Source organism: Stenotrophomonas sp. GD03819 (genome assembly GCF_029841665.1).
Lineage (GTDB): Bacteria > Pseudomonadota > Gammaproteobacteria > Xanthomonadales > Xanthomonadaceae > Stenotrophomonas > Stenotrophomonas geniculata.
The window spans coordinates 151989-173504 of record NZ_JAOCEW010000004.1 but is presented as its reverse complement, the minus strand read 5'-3'; the positions used below and the strand labels follow the sequence as shown (position 1 = coordinate 173504).

Sequence of the window (21516 nt, the reverse complement as noted above, 5' to 3'; positions counted from 1 at the left end):
CGTGCGGTGGTTTGTCGCGGGGTGTCCGGCCAACGGCTGAGCCCCTCGTGGCGGGGTCTGGGTTGGTCGCTGAAAGCAAAAGCCGGGTTTGGCCGGGCGGGTGGGCTGCGCGGGGGACGCTGCAAGTACGTCCCTGTAAGCTTGGCCGCCGCATCCATGCGGCGGACACCCCCGCGCAGCCCACCCGCCCGGCCCCTGACAATTTCCTGCGCGGCCCGCCACGGAATGGAAGAGGAAAATCAAAGGCAAAAGCGGGTCGCACGCTGCGCTTGCTCGTGTAGAGCCGAGCCCACGCTCGGCTGCTTTTGCCATTGCGAAAAGCAGCCCGGCGTAGGCTTAGGGCTACAGGATCAGACACAGGTCGCAGAAACTACCTGGAAGTATCAAGACCCGGAGGAGATCTGTAGTTGTCGATCTGAAGATCGCCGTGTGATTTCAACTGAATGATCTGACAAGCGCCCGGGTTCCATACGATGAATACTCGTATAAGGAGAAGTCCTGTGTCTGGCACAGGATCCCTAAATGCTCAATGGCCTCGACCTTCTTCAGATTCTCGATGGTGTTCTCCCCACCCAGTGAAAGCAGTGGCTGGAATCCATAGCATTCACCGATCTCTAAGGGCCCAAGCTTCTTCCGTGCTCTGGAGAATAGCCGTCTGTCATCTTTGTCGTAAGCATCGATATCCTCTGCGTCGAGCATAAATGGGATCTCGATGGCATGTTCAAGATGCATTCCGGCATCTGTATCTCGTGCAGATGTCTCACACATCACTGAGCCATGCATAAGTTCTATCTCTCCGATGCCGAAGACTTCGTGATAGAAGAAAATATTGCCGAACGCACTATGGCAAAACGCATGGCAATTCGTACTGTTGAATTGCTCGTCGCGGTCGAACACTGCATCCAGAATGCCTTCGAAACTCCTGGGGTGGCATATCTGGAGCTGGCCTTGCAGTGTGAAGAAAAAGCCTAGCTTAGCGAAGAGTTCGCGGAGTTGATCAGGAAGGGATGTTGGAAGTGAATTCCACTCGTCGCGGGTGAGCGAGCGACACAGCTTTGGGTGTCCATGCTCGTTGACGATGTAGTCAATTAGTTTACTCATTTCTGATCTGCAGTTTGGCCTTCGAATCTGCGGCGCGAATACGTCATCTGCCGGACTTGTTGATGGTCGAACGTATCAGGCAATACCGACGTTGGCCCGTTTTCAGAAACGGTCCCTCCGGCCTGCCTTGTCCCGGTGTGCGGCATGAAATGAGGATGGGAGCCAGAAACGACAAAAGGGACGCGGCGAAGCCGCGTCCCTCTTTCAAATACCGTCCCGACAACCCAACGCTCTTCGATCCGTCACCGGACAACTGTCAGAGGTGGGGCGGGATGGGGTCGCGGGGGTGTCAGCCGCATGGATGCGGCTGCCAAGCCTCCACGGACGGATTCACGGCGTCCCCCGCGAACCCAACCCGCCCCGCCAAGCGCGACATAACCCAGAGCCGCCTTTGACGTTGCTGTTGCCGTTGCTGTTGCCTGCCGCAGGCAGCGCCCGCGGCCGCCGCCGCAAAGGAAACCCCTTAGATCTTCTTCGCCAGCGATTCCGCCAGACCGGTGTAGCTGCCCGGGGTCATCTCCAGCAGGCGCTGCTTCGCATCCGTCGGCAGTTCCAGCCCCTGCACGAACGCACGCATCGACTCGGCGGTGATGCCCTGGCCACGGGTCAGCGCCTTCAGCTGCTCGTACGGATTCGGCAGGCCATGGCGGCGCATCACCGTCTGCACGGCTTCGGCCAGCACTTCCCAGGCCGCGTCCAGATCCGCGTCCAGCCGCTGCGGGTTCACTTCCAGCTTGCCCAGGCCCTTGGCCAGCGAGTCCAGTGCCACCTGGCTGTGGCCGAACGCGGTGCCCAGTGCACGCAGCACGGTGGAATCGGTCAGGTCACGCTGCCAGCGGCTGATCGGCAGCTTCGCGCTGAAGTGCTCGAACAGCGCGTTGGCGATGCCGAAGTTGCCTTCCGCATTCTCGAAATCGATCGGGTTGACCTTGTGCGGCATCGTCGACGAGCCGACTTCGCCTTCCTTCAGGCGCTGCTTGAAGTAGCCCAGCGAAACGTAGCCCCAGATGTCACGGGCCAGGTCGATCAGGATGATGTTGGCGCGGCGTGCGGCATCGCCGATCTCGGCGATGTTGTCGTGCGGCTCGATCTGCGTGGTGTACGGGTTGAACACCAGGCCCAGGCCGGTCACGAAGCGCTCGGCGAAGGCCGGCCAGTCCACGTCCGGGTAGCTGGCCACGTGCGCGTTGTAGTTGCCTACTGCGCCGTTGATCTTGCCGGTCAGCTCGACGGCAGCGATCTGCCTGCGCTGGCGCTCCAGGCGCGCGACCACGTTGGCCAGTTCCTTGCCCAGGGTGGTCGGCGAGGCGGTCTGGCCGTGGGTGCGCGACAGCATCGGCTGGCCGGCCTGGGCGTGGGCCAGGCTGCGCAGGCTGTTGGCGATGCCGTCCAGGGTCGGCAGCAGCACCTCGCGGCGGGCCTGCTCCAGCATCAGGCCGTAGCTGAGGTTGTTGATGTCTTCGCTGGTGCAGGCGAAATGCACGAATTCCAGCGCCGGTGCCAGCTCGGTGTCGTCCTTCAGCTGTTCCTTGATGAAGTACTCCACCGCCTTGACGTCATGGTTGGTGGTGCGCTCGATTTCCTTCACGCGCGTGGCCTGGGCCGGGCTGAAGCGGGCGGCCAGGGCGCGCAGGCGGGCGACGGCGGCGTCGGAGAACGGGGCCAGCTCGACGATGCCCGGCTCGGCGGCCAGGGCCAGCAGCCACTCCACTTCGACCGTGATGCGGGCCTTGATCAGGCCGTACTCGGAGAAGATCGGGCGCAGGGCATCGACCTTGCCGGCATAGCGGCCATCGAGCGGGGACAGGGCGAGCAGGGCGGAATCGGACATGTCGGCAGGGCTGGGACGAGCGGCGGGGGCCATATTCTACGACGTGCCGGGCAGGCGTGCCCTGTAGAGCCGAGCCCACGCGCGGCTGCTCCGGGTAATCAGCGTCCACGGGCCAGCCGAGCGTAGGTTCGGTTCTACAACACGGCCCTGCGGATGAAACGATCTGGCCCGCGCTCGTCATCCCACGCTGCGGGCAAGGGAGTATCGTTGGCGCAGCCGCCAGCCCGGGAAGCGACGCCCTGCCAGCCGCCGCTTCCCTTTCCCCAACTGAAGTAGTGCGGAGTTGATGCAATGAGCAAAGCTGCAAGCAAGGGTTTCAGAATCGAACACGACAGCATGGGCGAGCTGCAGGTGCCTGTGGACGCCCTGTGGGGCGCCCAGACCCAGCGTGCCGTGCAGAACTTCCCGGTGTCGGGCCAGCGCATGCCGCGCGGTTTCATCCGTGCCCTGGGCCTGGTCAAGGGCGCCGCCGCGGGCGTCAACGCCGAGCTGGGCCACCTGCCGAAGAATGTGGCCAAGGCCATCCAGACCGCCGCCGCCGAAGTGGCTGCCGGCGACTGGGACGCGCACTTCCCGATCGACGTCTACCAGACCGGTTCGGGTACATCCTCGAACATGAATGCCAACGAGGTCATCGCCACCCTGGCCAACCGTGCCGGCAAGGCCGGCAAGGCCGCTGTGCATCCCAATGACCACGTCAACCAGGGGCAGAGCTCCAACGACGTGATTCCAACCGCGCTGCGCGTGTCGGCGGTACTGGCGACGCATGAGCAGCTGCTGCCGGCGCTGGTGCACCTGCGCAAGACCCTGGACAAGAAGGGCCGCAGCCTGCGCAAGGTGGTCAAGACCGGCCGTACCCACCTGATGGATGCGATGCCGCTCACCTTCGAGCAGGAGTTCGGCGCATGGTCCGCACAGCTGGCCTCGGCGCAGGAGCGCATCGAAGACAGCCTGAAGCGCGTGCGTCGCCTGCCGCTGGGCGGCACCGCCATCGGCACCGGCATCAACGCCGACCCACGTTTTGGTGCACAAGTGGCCAAGGCGCTGAAGCAGCAGACCGGTGTCAAGTTCGACAGCGCCGAGAACAAGTTCGAAGGCCTGGCCGCGCAGGACGATGCAGTCGAGCTGTCCGGCCAGCTCAATGCGCTGGCCGTGGCGCTGATCAAGATCGCCAATGACCTTCGCTGGATGAACGCCGGTCCGCTGGCCGGTCTGGGCGAGATCGAACTGCCGGCGCTGCAGCCGGGCAGCTCGATCATGCCGGGCAAGGTCAATCCGGTGATTCCGGAAGCGACCGTGATGGCCTGTGCGCAGGTCATCGGCCACCACACCGCGATCACCGTGGCTGGCCAGACCGGCAACTTCCAGCTCAACGTCACGCTGCCGCTGATCGCGGTGAACCTGCTCGATGGCATCGGCCTGCTCGCCAACGTGTCGACCCTGTTGGCGGACAGCGCGATCGCCGGGCTGAAGGTGCGTGAGGATCGCGTGGCCGAGGCGCTGGCGCGTAATCCGATCCTGGTCACCGCACTGAATCCGATCATCGGCTACGAGAAGGCTGCGGCGATTGCCAAGCGTGCCTACAAGGAACAGCGCCCGGTGCTGGACGTGGCACTGGAGGACAGCGGGTTGGCCGAAGCCGAGCTGCGCCGCCTGCTGGATCCGACCGCGCTGACTGCCGGTGGTATCCAGGCCGGTGGTGGTGGCGCCGGCGGTTGATCGAACGGCGTGCGGACCAAGGTCCGCACCCACCACACGCAGGAACGCCGCCCTCGGGCGGCGTTTTTCTTCAGCGACGGTCGGCGACGATGTTGCCGAAGGTGTCGGTGTAATCCTTGAACTCGGGGATGCGCTGGATCAGGTCCGTCGGAATCACTTCCATGCCCTCGGGCGGCTGGATCTTCACCGGCTGCATGTTGGGATCGGCCGGTGCGGCCACCAGGGTGTTCTGGCGCAGCACCTGCAGCTTGCCGAACATGGTCTGCAGCATCTGCTTCTGTCCGTCGTCCAGCGGAATCTGGATCTCGTCCATCTTCATCGTGCCATCGGCGAGGATGATGATGTTCGGTGCTGGCGGGCGACGCACGGTGACCATGCCTTCGCTGACGGAAATCTTGGGCTTGCCGCGCTCGGCACGGTGGTTGCGGTATTCCTGGTCACAGCCGACCAGGCCGAGGCAGAGCAGGGCGGTCAGCAGCAGAAACAGCTTCTTCATGACATTCGGTTCGGGGGCGTCCGGGGCCGCCATTGTAAGCCGGACGGCGCACTACGGCCGGCAGCCGGACGCCGCTGCCGGCCGGGTGCGCTGATCTGTCACAGGCCTAGCGCTGGACCACGGTGTCCTTGCCGCAGTCGTCCACGTCGCCCTGGTCCATGGTCGCGTAGGGCTTGAACGCCGGCAGTTCGCGTGCGAGCGCCTGCTGGCTGGCCAGCATCGCCGGAAGGCGGTCGCAGATGCGCTTGGCCTGGGCTTCGATCTTCTCGGCTTCGGCATTGATGCGCTTTTCGACACCTTCGCTGTCGCCGCTGAAAATGCCCTTCAGCGCTTCGCCGGCCGCGCTGGCACCCAGTTTGGCGCCTGCCAGACCGACATCCATGCCGTCCATCGCGATGGCGACCACGTGGCCGCGGTAGTCCTGCAGATGGCGGCGCTGGATATCGTTGGCAGCGATCTCCTTGCCCGCGATCAGCAGGCGGCCATCCGGGGTGATCTCCGCACGCGGCTGCTTGTCCGCCGAGATCTTGATGTTGCCCTGGGCGATATCCTTGCGGGCATCGTCCATGGCGTTTCTGACGGCCTCGCCAACGCCACCTGTGGCTTCGGCGACGCTTTTGCCGACGGTCTTGTCGGGCGCGGACGACGTGCCGCCGCAGGCGATCAGCGGCAGGGACAGCAGCACAGCGGGCAACAGGCGCAACAGGTTCATGGTGTTCCCCTGATAGTGTCTGGAAGAGGGTTACTTGCTGCGCGGCAGAGTGACCCGCCCGCTGACGTTGCGATGATCGACGTCACCGCTGCCGCTGTGATCGACGGTCAGGGTGCCGCGCACGCCGTCGACGTGGATGTCGCCCGAGCCGTGGCTGCGGACGTGCACATTGCCGCCGATGTCGGCCAGGTCGACGCCGCCGGAGCCGACCACGCCCACTTCAACGTTGCCCTGCACGCGCTTGAACTCGATGTCACCCGAGCCCACCGTGTCCAGCCGCGCGTTGCCACGTACATCGGTGATCTTCAGGTCACCGGAGCCGACGGTACCGGTGCTGGCGTCGCCGCTGATGTTGCGTACGGTGACGTCGCCGGAACCCAGCGACAGCAGGTTCAAGGAACTTCCGCCATCGATGTTGAGGTCGCCGGAACCCACTGCAGCGTGGATGCTGCCGCGGGTGCCGCGGGCCACCGCGTCACCTGAGCCGACGTCCACGCTGAGGGACTGTGCGTTTTCCACGCTGGCATCGCCCGAGCCGACCTTGAACTGCAGCGGCAGGTTGTCCGGCACGCTGCCGCGGATATCCAGCCAGGCGTAGCTGTTGCCCAGACTGATGCCACTTTGGCGGCCGTCGCGGCGCAGGCTCACCACCAGCTTGTCGCCCACCTTGCGCTGGTCCAGTACCAGCTGGTCCAGCCATTCCTGGCTGGACGCGCAGGCGCGGCCGTCCAGCTGGCCGCCGCCAGCGCTGGCGACCACCTTCAGGTCATGCTGGTTGACCTCGAACACCACCGTCTTGGCACCGGCCACGTCCAGCTTCAGCGCGCGGGCAGCAGTGAACTTGCAGTTCGGAGCATCGGCGGCCAGCGCCGACAACGGCAACAGCAACAACGCAGAACAGGCGAGCAGGGAACGCATGGGTAATGCCTCCGGATGAATGGGATCAGATCTCGCCGGCGCGCTTGCGCAGGCGGATGGCAAGGAAGATGAACACTGCACCGACGACGGCGCCGATCCACAGTTCCGGCATCGCCAGCGACTTCAGCTGCGAGGCGGGGGACATCAGACTGACGACCGAGTCCAGATCGCGGCGCGAGGCTTCGTCGGCGCCGAGGCGATACAGCAGGTCCATGCCGGGTACGCCCCCCAGCAGCAGGCGGCCGACGATGTTCTGCCAGAACCAGCCGGTGGTCAGGCCGAACAGCGGCATCATCTTGGTGGAGCTGACAATGATGCCGGCAAACAGCGGCAGCATCACCGCCCACAGGAACGGCTTGCTCCTGGCCCATGCCGAGCACAGCAGCAGCCAGCCGGCGGTGGGCAGGGCCCACAGGGCATAGACCGGAATCCAGGCCAGGTGCCCAGCGGCAAGGGTCAGCGGGCTGGCCGGGCCCCAGATCAGGGTCATCGGGCTGCCACCGTGCAGCAGCGCGACGGCACTGATGATCAGCATGAAACCGAACATGGTGAGGATGCCAGCGATCACCGCGATCAACGGTGCCACGATCAGTGCGCTGATCACCTTGGACAGCACGGTCTGCGTGTCCGACAGCGGCAACGACTTCCAGAACAGGATGCTGCGGTCGCGGCGATCGTCGTACAGGGCGCCCAGGCAGTAGAAGAACACCACGAAGGCCAGCACCAGGAAGGGCCAACTTGAACTGAGCACCAGGGTCAGGTCCAGGCCGTTGCCAAGATCAGCAAGGTCCTTGGCACTGATGTCACGGGTGAGCAGGGCCAGGTCCAGGCCATTGATGTTCACGTTCTCGCCATCGATGTGCAGGCCACCGTCGCGCGCTGCACGGTTCAGTGCGAAGAGGCCGAAGGCAATGCCGGCGATGCTCATCACCAGCGAGATCAGGCCGGCGATCAACGGGGCATACAGGAAACCGCCGCGGTTCTCCCAGTACTCGCGCTTGAGCAGCCAGCGCAGGGTGCCGATCGGGCTGACGGGGTGGTTGACGGCATTCATGCGTAGGTCCCCTTCATGATGGCGACGAACAGGTCGGCCAGGCCCGGGATGCGGGTCTCGCCGAGGGAGGAAAGCTGGGCGCGCGGCACGCCATCGAACAGCATCACGGTCTTGCCGAACGCCAGGCTGCGCTCGTCGATCGGCTTCAGGGCGCGGGCGGTGTCCAGCTGGTCGGCATTGACCAGCAGCTCGGTGTAGCGCTGGCCGATGTCGTCCATTTCCGCGTCGAGCACGATGCGGCCGTCGCGGATGAACATCACGTCGCTGAGGATGTGCTCGATCTCCTCCACCTGGTGGGTGGTGACGATGATGGTCTTCTGTTCGTCGAAGTAGTCTTCCAGCAGGCGCTGGTAGAACTCCTTGCGGTACAGGATGTCCAGGCCCAGGGTCGGTTCGTCCAGCACCAGGATGCGGGCATCGATGGCCATCACCAGCGCCAGGTGCAGCTGCACGATCATGCCCTTGGACAGCTCGCGCACGCGCTGCTTCGGCTGCAGCTTGGTGTTGGCCAGGAAGCGCTCGCAACGGGCGCGGTCGAAGCGCGGGTGGACGCCGGCGACGAAGTCGATCGCCTCGCGGACCTTCAGCCAGCGCGGCAGTACGGCGACGTCGGCGATGAAGCAGATGTCGTTCATCAGTTCGTCGCGGTGCAGTCGCGGGTCGCGGCCGAGCACGCTCAGTTCACCCTCCACCGAGGTCAGGCCCAGAAGGGCCTTCAGCGCGGTGGTCTTGCCGGCGCCATTGGGCCCGATCAGGCCGACGATACGCCCGCTTGGAATGCTGAAACTGGCATTGTCGAGGGCGACCGTGGTCTTGTAGGCCTTGCGCAGGCCTCGGGCGGTGATGACCGACTCACTTGCAGTGCTATTCATCAGACTTTCCCCTGGGGCAGCAATTCGTCGAGGCTCAGGCCCAGGCGCTGGATGCGCTCCAGAACCGCGGGCCATTCTTCGTTGAGGAAACGGTCGCGCTCGCTGCTGCGCAGCTGCGTGGCCGCCTGCTCGGTCATGAACATGCCCAGGCCGCGGCGCTTCTCGACCAGGCCTTCGTCGGCCAGTTCCTGGTAAGCGCGCGAAACGGTGATGGGATTGAGTTGATAGTCGGCGGCCACCTGGCGCACCGAAGGCAGGGCATCGCCCGGCTTGAGGATTCCGTCGAGCATCATGGCGATCACGCGCTCCTTCAACTGACGATAGATGGGAGCGCCGTCGCTCCACTGGATGTCGCTCATATTCAGCTCCGTGGGGTCAGCGGCTGGGCGAACGAGAAGTACGGCATGGACAGCGCGCTGTGCAGCCGACGCGGGGGAGGGGGGGAGGAGGGGGCGTTCCCTGCCGGGGAGAGCGTCGCGTCCTGCGCGCTTTCAGCAGCGGCAGAAGCAGGGGCGGTGGGCGTGGCCCACCAGGCCAGCACGAGCAGGGTCGAAACAGCGACGGCCGCAGGTGCGGTGAGGTTGCGACGGATCCGGACGTTCATGGCTTCCCCCTGTCTCAGGTGACTGGTGTTGTATGCAACTATAACACCGGCACGCCTACGTGCAACCCCTTGCCGCCCCCAACTGATGGCAGGGGTGGTCAGATTGCTGAAATATCCCTTTATTTGATTGATTTAAAAGGGAAATAAAACTGGCGCAGGGGTCTTCCCGGGGCCGCCTTCCATTCAGTGATGTCCATGCTATGTCATCGCTGCGCCATCGATGGCGCCCGGGCAGCGCATCCGCCACGCAGCGCAAAGCCCGTGTGGGCCTGTGCCATCAGGGGTGCCGGAGCCCGGTGCTATAGTTCGGCCGATTCCCGGCCAGCGCTGGCCGGGCCTTGTGAATGGCTACCGCGGACCGCCTCTGATGCCCCTGCCGACCGTTTCCCCGTGCCGCCTGCGCGGCCTGTCCCTGCTGGCCCTGATGGTGGCCGGTGCCGCCGGTTCCGCCAGTGCGCTGGCGGCCGACCTGCTCGATCTGGAATACCGGCCGTTGGCCAGCAAGCAGCAGGTGAATCTGCAGCAGCGCTATCACGGGCAGGTGCTGCTGGTGGTCAACACCGCCAGCAAGTGTGGCTACACGCCGCAGTACGAAGGGCTGGAGGCGCTGCAGAAGCGCTATGCCGGCCGCGGTTTCGCGGTGCTGGGCTTCCCTTCCAATGACTTCAAGGGCCAGGAACCGGGTGACGAGAAGCAGATCCAGGACTTCTGCACCCTGACCTATGGCGTCAAGTTCCCGATGTTCGAGAAGGTGCATGTGGTCGGTACCCAGGCCACGCCGCTGTACCAGCGCTTGACCGCAGCGACCGGCGTTGCGCCGGCCTGGAACTTCCACAAATACCTCGTGGGCCGCGATGGCAAGGTCATTGCCCAGTTCGCCAGCAAGGTGACGCCGGACGATCCGCAGCTGACCGCGGCCATCGACAAGGCGCTGGCGGCAGCCGCCACGCATTGATATCCGGCACGCATGCCTCGACATCGACGGCATGCGTGCGACAATGCTTCTTTTCGCGCCGACGTCGGCGCCCAGACACTTCCAGGAATGCAGCGAATGAAGATGGGAATGCGCGGCGCCGCGGCGTCGGTTCTGATTCTGGCGATGGGCACTTCGGGTGTCGCTCTGTCGCAACAACCGGCTGCCCCCGCAGCCGCCAAGGAGACCGCAACCTTGAATTCCCCCAAGCAGAAGCTCGGCTATGCCATCGGCCTGGACGTGGCCAAGTCGTTCACCCCGATCGCCGAAGAGATCGATGTGGCCGCCCTGCGCACCGCCGTTGAGCGCTCGTTCGAGGGCCTGCAGCCGCAGATCACCCAGGAACAGGCCAAGGCCACCGATGCCGCCCTGCGCCAGGTCGTGATGGCCCGCAGTGGCCAGCAGGTGCCGGGCGTGGCACCGGGTTCGCAGCCGCCGAAGGTCGACCGCGTCAAGGTGTCGCAGATGATCGGCTCCTACTCGGTGGGCCCGTCGCTGGCGCAGCTGAAGGACGATATCGATGTCGCCTCGCTGTTTGACGCGATCAGCACCGGCCTGACCAAGGGCCAGCCGAAGATGACGGAAGCTGACGCGACCGCCACCATCCAGGCCTTCATGGGTGCCAAGCAGGCTGAAATGCAGGCCAAGGCCGCCCAGGCTGCGCAGACCAACCGCACGGAAGGCAACGCATTCCTGGCCAAGAACAAGACCCAGCCGGGCGTGGTGACCACCTCGTCGGGCCTGCAGTACCAGGTGATCCGCCCGGGTAGCGGCGAGCGCCCTCTGCCGAGCAGCAAGGTGCGCGTGAACTACGAAGGCAAGCTGCTCAACGGCACCGTGTTCGACAGTTCCTACGGCCGCCAGCCGGCCGAGTTCGGCCTGGACCAGGTGATCAAGGGCTGGACCGAAGGCGTCGCGCTGATGCCGGTCGGTTCGAAGTACCGCTTCTGGATCCCGGGCGAACTGGCCTACGGCGAGAACGGCACCCCGGGCGGCCCGATCGGCCCGAACGCGACGCTGACGTTCGACGTCGAGCTGCTGGGCGTTCTGCCGTAAGTCATTCAGGAGCGAATACGGATATGCGCGTTGCGATTTTTGGTACCGGTTACGTTGGACTGGTGACCGGTACCTGCCTGGCCGACGCAGGCCACCAGGTGGTCTGCGTGGACATCGATCAGGCCAAGGTCGATGGCCTCAACCAGGGCATCATCCCGATCTATGAGCCGGGCCTTGAGCCGATGGTGAAGGCCAACCATGCCGCCTCGCGGCTGGCGTTCACCACCGATGCGGCGGCCGCCATCGAGCATGGCCAGGTGGTGTTCATCGCCGTTGGCACGCCACCGGACGAGGATGGCAGCGCCGATCTGCAGTACGTGCTGGCCGTGGCCCGCACCATCGGCCGGCACATGAGCGTGCCGACCGTGGTGGTCAACAAGTCGACGGTGCCGGTCGGCACCGCTGACAAGGTGCGTGCAGCCATCGCTGAAGAGCTGGCCGCGCGGGGCGCGGACATCGCCTTCGACGTGGTGTCCAACCCGGAATTCCTGAAGGAAGGCGACGCAGTCGCCGACTGCATGCGCCCGGACCGCATCATCATCGGTGCGACCAGCGAGGAGTCGGTGGCGGTGATGCGTCGCCTGTACGCGCCGTTCAACCGCAACCACGACCGTGTGGTGGAAATGGACGTGCGCTCGGCCGAGCTGACCAAGTACGCCGCCAACGCGATGCTGGCGACCAAGATTTCGTTCATGAATGAAATCGCCAACATCGCCGAACGCGTGGGTGCCGACGTCGAGCAGGTCCGCCGGGGCATCGGCTCGGACCCGCGCATCGGCTGGCACTTCATCTATCCGGGCGCCGGCTACGGTGGCTCGTGCTTCCCGAAGGACGTGCAGGCACTGGCCCGTACCGCCCAGCAGTATGGCCTGGAGCCGAAGCTGCTCAATGCGGTTGAAGCGGTCAACGATGCACAGAAGGGCCACCTGTTCGCCCTCATCCAGCGCCATTACGACAAGGGCGAGGACGAAGGCGTGCGCGGCAAGACGTTCGCCGTATGGGGCCTGGCCTTCAAGCCGAACACCGACGACATGCGTGAGGCCTCCAGCCGTCGCCTGCTGGCCCAGCTCTGGGAAGGCGGTGCCATGGTGCGTGCCTACGACCCGGAAGCGATGCATGAATCGCAGCGCATCTTCGGTGAGCGCGACGACCTCACGTTCTGCAGCACGGCAGGCGAAGCACTGCAGGGCGCCGATGCACTGGTGGTGGTCACCGAGTGGAAGCAGTTCCGCAGCCCCGACTTCCAGAAGCTGCGCGAGCAGTTGAAGGACGCAGTGGTGTTCGACGGCCGCAACCTGTATGAGCCGGGCGAAGTGGAAGCTGCAGGTCTTGCGTACTACGGCATTGGCCGGGGGCGCTCGTTGCATGTCTGATATGCCCACTGAACGCGAGCAGGCGCTGGAAGCGCGCCTGGTCGAGCTGGAAATGCGCGTGTCCTTCCAGGAACAGGCGCTGGCCGAACTGAGCGATGCGCTGGCTGATGCCCGCATGCAGGGCATGCGCAACGCCGATGTGCTGCGCGTGCTGCTGGAAGACCTGGGCAAGGTCCGCAACGCACTGAATTCTTCTGATCCGGCGAGCGAACCGCCGCCGCCGCACTACTGATCCGAATCCTATGAGCGATACCCTCCGCGACCAGCTGATGGGCCTGGGCTTCAAGCCCGCGCCCAAGCCCGAGCGCAAGAATGATGGCCCCCGTCGTGATGGCCGCCCGCAGGGCAAGGGTGGCAACGGCAATGGAAAGCCGCAGGGCGCAGGCAAGGGCGAACACAAGCCCGGCGAGCGTCGCGGGCACGGTCATGGTGGCGCGGGCAAGCCCGGCGGGCATGCGCGTGGTGGCCAGGGACAGCAGGGCCCGCGCAAGCCGCGCAGCGCCGAAGAGATGGACCTGGCCAAGGCCTATGCCATCCGCGCGCAGCGGGAGAAGGAAGAGCGCATCGAGACCGAGCGCCTGAAGCAGGAAGAAGCACGCGTTCGCCGTGAGGCGAAGGCCAAGCTGGAAGAACTGCTGAAGGACAAGAGCCTCAACGCCGAGGCGGCGGACATCGCCCGCCACTTCCCGTACGGCGGCAAGATCAAGCGCATCTACGTGACCGCCGAACAGCTGACCGCGCTCAATGCCGGTGAGCTGGGCGTGGTGCAGCTCAATGGCCGTTACCTGCTGGTGACTGCCGAGGTGCTGGCACAGTCCGAAGCGGTGTTCGCCGCCTCGGTGGCGCTGAAGGTCGATCCGGATGCGCCGACCGAGGAAGATCCGTACGCGGACCCGCAGTACCAGGTGCCGGACGACCTGGTCTGGTAACTACACCTGCTGCACGATGAAAACGCCGGGCATTGCCCGGCGTTTTCGTTACCGGGCGCGCGCAATGCTACGGCGTGCACGGATCAACGGCAGGCTCAGTGCGAAGAAGCACAGCAATGCGCCGACCAGGGCAAACCCGCTCCCCGCCAGGAATGCGGTGCGGCCATCGTCGATCTTCCACAGCTGGCCGGCAATGAGTGCGCCCAGCACGCCGCCGACACCGGACGAGAAACCGTACAGCAGGCCCTGGCCATGGCCGTTGAGGCGGCCCGGGAAATAGGTCGCCAGCATCTGCATGGCTGCGGCGAAGAAAGCAGCAAAGCCGAGCGCATGCGCGGTCTGGGCCAGCAGCATCACCGGCAGGTTCTCCGGGAACAGCGCGGTGACCGCCCAGCGCAGGCAGGAACTGACCAGCGCGATCAGCAGCATCCAGCTGGCGTCGTAGCGACGGAAGAAACGGCCGATGGTGAAGAACACGCCGACCTCGAACACCACGCCGATGGTCCACAGCAGGCCGAGCGTGGATGTGCGGTAGCCGTGATGGTCCATGTAGACCGAGAAGAACGTGTAGTACGGTCCGAACGAAAGCTGCTCCATGAAGGCAGCGAGGAAGAACGCGAGTACCGGAGGGCGGCGCACGATCTGCCAGAAGCCGCTGGCGTCGCCTTCGGTCCGGCCGATGCCGCGCGCGTAGTGATTGCTGAAGGCGGAAGCGACCAGCAGGACGAACAGCGGCAGCATCATCCACGGCAGCAGCCCGGCGCGGCTGGAGGTGCCGTCACCTTCGATCAGCCAGCCGAACAGGGTCACGATGGCGATGAAGCCCAGTGAGCCCCAGACCCGGATCAGGCCGTAGCGATGGCTGTCGCTGCCGAGATGGGTGAGAGTGATCGACTCGAACTGTGGCATTACCGCGTTGTAGAAGAAGCAGAACACCACCATTGCCGGATACATCCACGGCTGCGGCAGAGGAAGCAGGAACGCGGCGAAGCTGATCAGGGTCAGCAGGCAGCCGATACGCAGCAGGCGGATCGGCCGTGGCGAGGCCGCCGCCAGCGAGGTCCAGGTGCTGGGCGCAACCACGCGCGTTGCATACCACAGGCCCATCATCACGCTGATCGCGGTCACGCTCATGCCGCGCGCAGTGAGGAACAGGCTCCAGTACGGAGTGAACGCACCGAGCGCTGCGTAGTAGAACAGGTAGAAGCTGGAGAGGCGGGCAACGGGGACAGTCATCGCGGGAATCATGCACGGTAGCGCCGGGCCATGCCCGGCGGACGGGAGATGACGCCGGGCATGGCCCGGCGCTACCGCCTCATTCGGGATCGTAGTCGAGGTTGGAGGCCAGCCAGCGCTCGGCCTGGGCGCGGTCCACGCCCTTGCGGCGTGCGTAGTCGCCGACCTGTTCGCGGCTGAGCCGGCCGACCACGAAGTACTGGCTCTGCGGGTGGCTGAAGTAGTAACCCGATACCGCTGCGGTGGGCAGCATCGCGAAGCTCTCGGTCAACGCCATGCCGGCGTTCGCTTCGGCTTGCAGCAGGTCGAACAGGCAGCGCTTTTCGCTGTGCTCCGGGCAGGCGGGATAGCCCGGCGCGGGGCGGATACCGCGATACTGTTCGTCGATCAGTGCCTCGTTGTCCAGCGTCTCGGCGTGGTCGTAGCCCCAGAATTCCGTGCGTACGCGCTGGTGCAGCCGCTCGGCCAACGCTTCGGCGAAGCGGTCGGCGAGGGCCTTGAGCAGGATCGCGTTGTAATCGTCATGGTCGGCCTCGAAGCGCGCCACGTGGGCGTCGATGCCGATGCCGGCGGTCACCGCGAAGGCGCCGATCCAGTCCTGCTGGCCACTGTCGGCCGGCGCGATGAAATCGGCCAGGCAGAAATCGGGGCGCTCGGCCGGCTTGTCCACCTGCTGGCGCAGGAAGTGCAGCGTGGTCTCGCCCTGCGGGTGCTGCACGCGCACGTCGTCGCCGACGCTGTTGGCCGGCCACAGGCCGAACACGGCCTTGGCGGTCAGCCACTTTTCGCCGACGATGCGCTCGAGCATCGCGCGGGCATCCTTGTACAGATCGCTGGCCTGAGTGCCGACGATCTCGTCGGTGAGGATCGCCGGGAACTTGCCGGCCAGCTCCCAGGCCTGGAAGAACGGCGTCCAGTCGATGTAGTCGACCAGTTCGGCCAGCGGGTAGTCGTCGAATACGTGCAGGCCGGGCTGGTTCGGGGCCGGCGGCGTGTAGCTGTCCCATCCTCCCTGGAATTTCTGCCCGCGTGCATGTTCCAGCGTGACCAGGCGCTTGGCATCGCCGCGATTGCGGTGGCGCGCGCGGATCTCGGCATAGTCGGCCTCGTTGGCGGCAACGAAGGCGTCACGCAGGTCACGCGAGATCAACGACTGGGCCACGCCGACCGCGCGCGAGGCATCTTTCACCCACACCGTGGGCGCCTTGTAATGCGGGTCGATCTTCAGCGCGGTATGCGCACGCGAGGTCGTGGCGCCACCGATCAGCAGCGGCAGCTCGAAGCCCTGGCGCTGCATCTCGCGGGCGACGTGGCTCATCTCCTCCAGCGACGGAGTGATCAGCCCGGACAGACCGATCAGGTCGGCGTTGTGTTCACGGGCGGCATCGAGAATCTTCTGTGCCGGCACCATCACGCCAAGGTCGACTACTTCAAAGTTGTTGCAGGCCAGGACCACGCCGACGATGTTCTTGCCGATGTCATGCACATCGCCCTTCACCGTGGCCATGATGATCTTGCCGTTGCTCTTGGCGGTGTCGCCGCTGCGCGCCTTTTCCGCTTCGATGTACGGCAGCAGGTAGGCCACCGCCTTCTTCATCACGCGCGCGGACTTCACCACCTGCGGCAGGAACATCTTGCCGGCGCCGAACAGGTCGCCGACCACGTTCATGCCGTCCATCAGCGGGACTTCGATCACATCCAGCGGGCGGCTGGAGGCCTGGCGGGCCAGTTCGGTGTCCTCTTCCACATAGGCGTCCAGGCCATGCACCAGCGCGTGCGCCAGGCGCTGCGCCACCGGCTTCTCGCGCCAGGCCAGGTCCTCGGTCTTTGCCGCGCCCTTCTTGCCCTTGTAGCGCTCGGCGATTTCCAGCAGGCGCTCAGTGGCGTCGCTGCGGCGGTTGAGGATCACGTCCTCCACGCGCTCGCGCAGTTCCGGCTCCAGCTCGTCGTAGATCGGCATGGCGCCGGCGTTGACGATGCCCATGTCCATGCCGGCGGCGATGGCGTGGTACAGGAACACCGAGTGGATGGCCTGGCGTACCGTTTCGTTGCCACGGAACGAGAACGACACGTTGGAGACACCGCCGGACACATGGCAGTGCGGCAGCGTCTGCTTGATGATGCGGGTGGCTTCGATGAAGTCCACTGCATAGTTGTCGTGCTCTTCGATGCCGGTGGCGACGGCGAAGATGTTCGGGTCGAAGATGATGTCCTGCGGCGGGAAACCGATCTCGTCGACGAGGATGCGGTAGGCGCGGGTGCATATCTCGACCTTGCGCGCGCAGGTGTCGGCCTGCCCGCTTTCATCGAAGGCCATCACCACCGCGGCGGCGCCATAGCGCAGGACCTTGCGTGCGTGTTCGCGGAACAGTGCCTCGCCTTCCTTCAGCGAGATCGAGTTGACCACGCTCTTGCCCTGCAGGCATTTCAGGCCGGCCTCGATCACGCTCCACTTGGAGGAGTCGACCATCACCGGGATACGCGCGATGTCCGGCTCGGACATGATCAGGTTGAGGTAGCGGGTCATCGCCGCTTCCGAATCGATCAGGCCCTCGTCCATGTTGACGTCGAGGATCTGCGCGCCGCTGGCCACCTGCTGGCGGGCCACGTCCACCGCTTCTTCGTAGCGGCCTTCCTTGACCAGCTTGCGGAACTGCGCGCTGCCGGTGACGTTGGTGCGTTCGCCGACGTTGATGAACAGCAGATCCGGAGTAATGACCAGCGGTTCCAGCCCGGACAGGCGGGTGTAGGGCGAGGTGCTCATGCGGCCTGCTGCTCCTGGGAACCGGGCAGGGCGCGCGGCGGCAGCCCGGCCACGGCCTCGGCAATTGCACGGATATGGTCCGGGGTGGAACCGCAGCAGCCGCCGACCAGGTTCAGCAGGCCATCTTCGGCGAAGCCTCGCAGGGTACTGGCCATGTCCTCCGGCGTTTCGTCGTACTCGCCGAAGGCATTGGGCAGGCCGGCATTGGGGTGTGCGCTGACATAACAGCCGGCGACCTGTGCAAGGGTTTCCACGTGCGGGCGCATGGCATCGGCACCCAGCGCGCAGTTCAGTCCGATCGACAGCGGTCGTGCATGCGCCAGCGAGGCATGGAAGGCTTCCGCTGTCTGCCCGGACAGGGTGCGTCCGGACGCGTCGGTGATGGTGCCGGAGATCATCACCGGCAAGCGCGCGCCACGCGCATCAAAAGCCTCTTCCAGCGCATACAGCGCCGCCTTGGCGTTGAGCGTGTCGAAGATGGTCTCGACCATGAGGGTGTCGGCACCGCCGTCGATCAGGCCCTCGATCGCTTCGCGGTAGGTGTCGCGCAGCTCGTCGAAGCTGGTGTTGCGGAAGCCCGGATCATTGACGTCGGGACTGATCGAGGCGGTGCGGCTGGTGGGGCCGATCACCCCGATCACGAAGCGGGGCTTGCCCGGCGTGGTCGCAGCCACTGCATCACAGCAGGTTCGCGCAACTGCGGCACCGGCCTTGTTCAATTCGTACACCAGGTGTTCGAGGTGGTAGTCGGCCTGGCTGACCGACGTGGCGTTGAAGGTGTTGGTCTCGACCAGATCCGCGCCCGCTTCCAGGTAGGCGGTGTGGATGTCGGCGACGATCTGCGGCCGGGTCAGCAGCAGCAGATCGTTGTTGCCCTTCAGGTCATGGCCTTCCGGTGTTGCGTGATCGCAGCCGGGGCCATGCAGATGGTCGTAGCCATCGGCGAAGCGCTCGCCACGGTAATCGTCTTCCTGCAGGCCATGGCGCTGGATCATCGTACCCATCGCGCCGTCGATGATCAGGATCCGCTCGCGCAGGGCGTCGAGCAGGGCGTTGGCACGATCAGGATGCAACCAGGGCAGGGCAGGCATGGCGGTCTCGGCTCAGGGCTTGTTGGCGATCAGTGAAATCACTTCAAAGTGCGGCGGACGCTTTTCGCGGGTGACCGTCTCCAGGCTGGACACCTGCAGGCCGGCCTTGTCGACGAACCTGCGCAGTTCCTTGTCACTGAAACCGAGGTTGACGTGGCCGTAAGCCTCCACTGCTGCCTTGTGCTCGTGGCGGGCGAGGCTGCACAGCAGCAGGCGGCCACCGGGGCGCAGCACGCGTGCGGCTTCGGTCACCGCCTGCGCCGGTTTGCTGGCGTAGGTCAGCGCATGCATCAGCACCACCAGGTCGAAGCTGCCGTCCTTGAACGGCAGGGCGTGCATGTCGCCCTCGCGCACTTCCACATTGGGCAGGCGGCGCAGGCGCTCGCTGGCGGCGGCGACCACGCGTGCGCTGGTGTCGATACAGATGTAGCGCTTGGCATGCGGGGCGACGAGTTCGGCCAGCACGCCATCACCGGAGGCAATGTCCAGCACGTCGCCGGTTTCCAGCAGTGGCAGCGCGGTGCGCGCAAGGGCCTCCCAGGTCCGGCCTGGAGAATAGTGGCGCTCCATGTCGCCGGCCACGCTGTCGGCCCAGTTCTGGTCGGAGGCGCGGTGGGCCAGCACGGCGGCGACGCGTTCGGCGTCCTGGCGAAGCAGCGGGTCGTCGCTTCCATTGCTCAAGGCATGCCACAATGCACGCTGCGCCGGGTCCAGCTGGGCCTCGTCGAAGCGGTAATAGGCCGACACGCCGGCACGGCGGTCGCGAACCAGGCCGGCTTCCTTCAGGCGCGCCAGATGGGTGGACACCCGCGGCTGTGCCAGCCGGGTGATCGCCGACAGTTCGGCCACGGTCAGTTCCTCCTGCTCCAGCAGCGCCAGCAGGCGCACGCGGGTCGCATCGGCGAACACCTTCAGGCGGGTCGACCAGTCTTCAAGATCCATAAATATCTACCTATCGCGATATAGAGATATATTCGCTGAGAAGGCCTGCCGCGGTCAAGTCGCTGGCGTACGGAAGCCGCCGGGCCCCGGTACAATCGGGGCACCTGGGCACGCCGTGCGCGGCCCATAACATCATGTACCCGGGAGGGTGTTGTGGATTTCAGCTTTACTGAAGAGCAGTTGATGTTGCAGGACGTGGCGCGGCGGATCGCGCAGGAGAAGATCGCTCCGAGCGCGGAGCACCATGACCGCACCGGCGAGTTCCCGCTGGACAACATCCGCCTGCTCGGCGAGAACGGCCTGATGGGCATCGAAGTGCCGACCGAATACGGCGGCGCGGGCATGGACCCGATCGCGTACGTGCTGGCGATGGTGGAGGTCGCCGCCGCCGACGCAGCCCATTCGACCATCATGTCGGTGAACAACTCGCTGTTCTGCAACGGCATCCTCACTCACGGTACCGAAGCGCAGAAGCAGACCTACGTGCGTGCGATCGCCGAAGGCGAGGCCATCGGTGCATTCGCGCTGACCGAGCCGCAGTCCGGCTCGGACGCGACCGCCATGCGCTGCCGCGCGGTGAAGCAGGCTGACGGCACCTTCGTGATCAACGGCAAGAAAAGCTGGATCACCTCCGGCCCGGTGGCCAAGTACATCGTGCTGTTCGCGATGAGCGAGCCGGACAAGGGCGCGCGTGGTATCACCGCCTTCATCATCGATACCGACAAGGCGGGTTTCGGCCGCGGCAAGACCGAGCCGAAGCTGGGCATCCGTGCTTCGGCCACCTGCGAGATCGAGTTCAACGATTACGTGGCGCAGGCCGAAGACGTGCTGGGCCAGGAAGGCGAGGGCTTCAAGATCGCCATGAGCGTGCTTGATGCTGGCCGCATCGGCATCGCCTCGCAGGCCATCGGCATCGCCCGTGCCGCCTATGAAGCGACCCTGGAATACGTGAAGGAGCGCAAGGCGTTCGGCGCGGCCATCGGTACCTTCCAGATGACCCAGGCCAAGATCGCCGACATGAAGTGCAAGCTGGACGCAGCGCTGCTGCTGACCCTGCGCGCCGCATGGGTGAAGGGCCAGGGCAAGCGTTTCAGCACCGAAGCCGCGGTGGCCAAGCTGACCGCTTCGGAAGCCGCGATGTGGATCACCCACCAGGCGGTGCAGATCCATGGCGGCATGGGTTATTCGAAGGAAATGCCGCTGGAGCGCTACTTCCGTGATGCCAAGATCACCGAGATCTACGAAGGCACCTCGGAAATCCAGCGCTTGGTGATCGCCCGCAACGAGACCGGACTGCGCTGAGTGGCAAGGGCCGCGCCGCTGCAACGGCGGCGCGGCCGGTAGATCCACGCCATGTGTGGATCTACACGGTCTTCCTGGCCGGGCGATACCCGATCTGTTCCAATACAGGTCGTTTATTACGCGGTCTGCAAAGATGATCTATCGAGGTTGGGGATTCATGACGCTGGTGACGCCGATCGCAGCCATCCTGCTGCTGGCGTACTTCTTCCCGCATGAAGGCTCCAAGGGCAACACTCCACTGCCCCAGGTGCTGCTGGGTGCAGGCATCGGCGCAGCGGTGAACGTACTGCTGGGCCTGTGGCTCAATCGTGTGCCCCGGCAGAAGGGCGAGGCCGCACCCCATCACTTCTTCTTCCTGCCGATGCAATGGCCTGCGCTGGCTCTCGTGGTGGTGTGCGTGGTGATTGCGCTGCTGCGCTGAGACGTGGCCCGAACGGCGCCAACCAAGGTTGGCGGCTACCGGGCATGCCGCAGCTCTGGTGATTGCCAGCCGTCGGGCATGTCGTTGCTCTGGTAGATGCCAACCTTGGTTGGGATGCATTC

Annotated in this window: 20 protein-coding genes; 8 read left to right on the top strand and 12 right to left on the bottom strand. The window is 65.2% G+C overall.

The annotated features are described in order from the left end of the window. Positions 1 to 435 precede the first annotated feature (435 nt). Together N5D45_RS04040 and purB are read right to left on the bottom strand one after the other, a co-directional pair. Positions 436 to 1101, bottom strand: coding sequence for a T6SS immunity protein Tdi1 domain-containing protein (locus N5D45_RS04040; RefSeq protein WP_057502521.1), 666 nt, complete (start codon positions 1099 to 1101; stop codon positions 436 to 438). 463 nt (positions 1102 to 1564) lie between these two features. Then, on the bottom strand, positions 1565 to 2932 hold the full coding sequence (purB, locus tag N5D45_RS04035; protein ID WP_197656959.1) for an adenylosuccinate lyase: 1368 nt from the start codon (positions 2930 to 2932) through the stop codon (positions 1565 to 1567). Positions 2933 to 3223: 291 nt separating this feature from the next. Between purB and N5D45_RS04030 the strand changes: the two genes are divergently transcribed. Beyond that, positions 3224 to 4651, top strand: coding sequence for a class II fumarate hydratase (locus N5D45_RS04030; RefSeq protein ID WP_279938480.1), 1428 nt, complete (start codon positions 3224 to 3226; stop codon positions 4649 to 4651). 70 nt (positions 4652 to 4721) lie between these two features. On the opposite strand, the gene N5D45_RS04025 is transcribed toward N5D45_RS04030, so the two are convergent. From N5D45_RS04025 to N5D45_RS04000, 6 genes are all read right to left on the bottom strand, one after another. Next, on the bottom strand, positions 4722 to 5147 hold the full coding sequence (locus N5D45_RS04025; RefSeq protein WP_010480403.1) for a hypothetical protein: 426 nt from the start codon (positions 5145 to 5147) through the stop codon (positions 4722 to 4724). A 106-nt stretch (positions 5148 to 5253) separates the two neighbouring features. After that, positions 5254 to 5859: a hypothetical protein gene (locus tag N5D45_RS04020; RefSeq protein ID WP_279938479.1), complete on the bottom strand. Its 606-nt coding sequence runs from the start codon at positions 5857 to 5859 to the stop codon at positions 5254 to 5256. Between the two features lie 30 nt (positions 5860 to 5889). Further along, complete coding sequence (locus N5D45_RS04015) at positions 5890 to 6777, bottom strand: DUF2807 domain-containing protein (protein WP_010480407.1); 888 nt, start codon at positions 6775 to 6777, stop codon at positions 5890 to 5892. Between the two features lie 25 nt (positions 6778 to 6802). Continuing rightward, entirely contained in the window at positions 6803 to 7831 is a 1029-nt protein-coding gene (locus N5D45_RS04010; RefSeq protein WP_019337361.1) for an ABC-2 transporter permease, read from the bottom strand. Continuing rightward, positions 7828 to 8703, bottom strand: a complete 876-nt coding sequence (locus tag N5D45_RS04005) for an ABC transporter ATP-binding protein (RefSeq protein WP_049455479.1) — start codon at positions 8701 to 8703, stop codon at positions 7828 to 7830. Before N5D45_RS04005 ends, N5D45_RS04010 begins: the two co-directional genes overlap by 4 nt. Continuing rightward, complete coding sequence (locus N5D45_RS04000; RefSeq protein WP_006453095.1) at positions 8703 to 9062, bottom strand: GntR family transcriptional regulator; 360 nt, start codon at positions 9060 to 9062, stop codon at positions 8703 to 8705. The genes N5D45_RS04005 and N5D45_RS04000 overlap by 1 nt, the downstream gene beginning before the upstream one ends. A 612-nt stretch (positions 9063 to 9674) precedes the next feature. Between N5D45_RS04000 and N5D45_RS03995 the strand changes: the two genes are divergently transcribed. The 5 genes from N5D45_RS03995 to N5D45_RS03975 all read left to right on the top strand — a co-directional run bounded on the left by N5D45_RS03995 (position 9675) and on the right by N5D45_RS03975 (position 13638). After that, entirely contained in the window at positions 9675 to 10262 is a 588-nt protein-coding gene (locus N5D45_RS03995; RefSeq protein WP_019337359.1) for a glutathione peroxidase, read from the top strand. Between the two features lie 96 nt (positions 10263 to 10358). Next, the gene (locus N5D45_RS03990) at positions 10359 to 11336 is read left to right on the top strand and encodes an FKBP-type peptidyl-prolyl cis-trans isomerase (RefSeq protein ID WP_010480420.1); all 978 of its coding nucleotides are present in this window, start codon (positions 10359 to 10361) and stop codon (positions 11334 to 11336) included. Between the two features lie 23 nt (positions 11337 to 11359). Then, positions 11360 to 12709, top strand: coding sequence for a UDP-glucose/GDP-mannose dehydrogenase family protein (locus tag N5D45_RS03985; RefSeq protein WP_279938478.1), 1350 nt, complete (start codon positions 11360 to 11362; stop codon positions 12707 to 12709). Continuing rightward, a complete protein-coding gene (locus N5D45_RS03980) occupies positions 12702 to 12941 on the top strand; it encodes a SlyX family protein (RefSeq protein ID WP_019337356.1) in 240 nt (79 codons plus the stop codon). Before N5D45_RS03985 ends, N5D45_RS03980 begins: the two co-directional genes overlap by 8 nt. Before the next feature lie 10 nt (positions 12942 to 12951). Then, positions 12952 to 13638 carry a DUF2058 family protein gene (locus N5D45_RS03975; protein ID WP_010480426.1) on the top strand — a complete coding sequence of 229 codons (687 nt, stop codon included), beginning with the start codon at positions 12952 to 12954 and terminating at the stop codon, positions 13636 to 13638. A 48-nt stretch (positions 13639 to 13686) separates the two neighbouring features. On the opposite strand, the gene N5D45_RS03970 is transcribed toward N5D45_RS03975, so the two are convergent. From N5D45_RS03970 to N5D45_RS03955, 4 genes are all read right to left on the bottom strand, one after another. Then, complete coding sequence (locus tag N5D45_RS03970) at positions 13687 to 14874, bottom strand: MFS transporter (protein WP_049455476.1); 1188 nt, start codon at positions 14872 to 14874, stop codon at positions 13687 to 13689. Between the two features lie 79 nt (positions 14875 to 14953). Next, the gene (metH, locus tag N5D45_RS03965) at positions 14954 to 17638 is read right to left on the bottom strand and encodes a methionine synthase (protein ID WP_279938477.1); all 2685 of its coding nucleotides are present in this window, start codon (positions 17636 to 17638) and stop codon (positions 14954 to 14956) included. Then, positions 17635 to 18729 (bottom strand): homocysteine S-methyltransferase family protein, encoded by a 1095-nt coding sequence (locus N5D45_RS03960; protein ID WP_010480431.1) that lies wholly within the window; start codon positions 18727 to 18729, stop codon positions 17635 to 17637. The genes metH and N5D45_RS03960 overlap by 4 nt, the downstream gene beginning before the upstream one ends. Positions 18730 to 18741: 12 nt before the next feature. After that, positions 18742 to 19671, bottom strand: coding sequence for a metalloregulator ArsR/SmtB family transcription factor (locus N5D45_RS03955; RefSeq protein ID WP_010480432.1), 930 nt, complete (start codon positions 19669 to 19671; stop codon positions 18742 to 18744). 153 nt (positions 19672 to 19824) lie between these two features. On the opposite strand from N5D45_RS03955, the gene N5D45_RS03950 reads away from it, so the two are divergent. Both N5D45_RS03950 and N5D45_RS03945 read left to right on the top strand, forming a co-directional pair. Further along, complete coding sequence (locus N5D45_RS03950) at positions 19825 to 20973, top strand: acyl-CoA dehydrogenase family protein (RefSeq protein WP_010480433.1); 1149 nt, start codon at positions 19825 to 19827, stop codon at positions 20971 to 20973. Positions 20974 to 21130: 157 nt separating this feature from the next. Beyond that, entirely contained in the window at positions 21131 to 21394 is a 264-nt protein-coding gene (locus N5D45_RS03945) for a hypothetical protein (protein WP_019337351.1), read from the top strand. Positions 21395 to 21516: the final 122 nt, after the last annotated feature.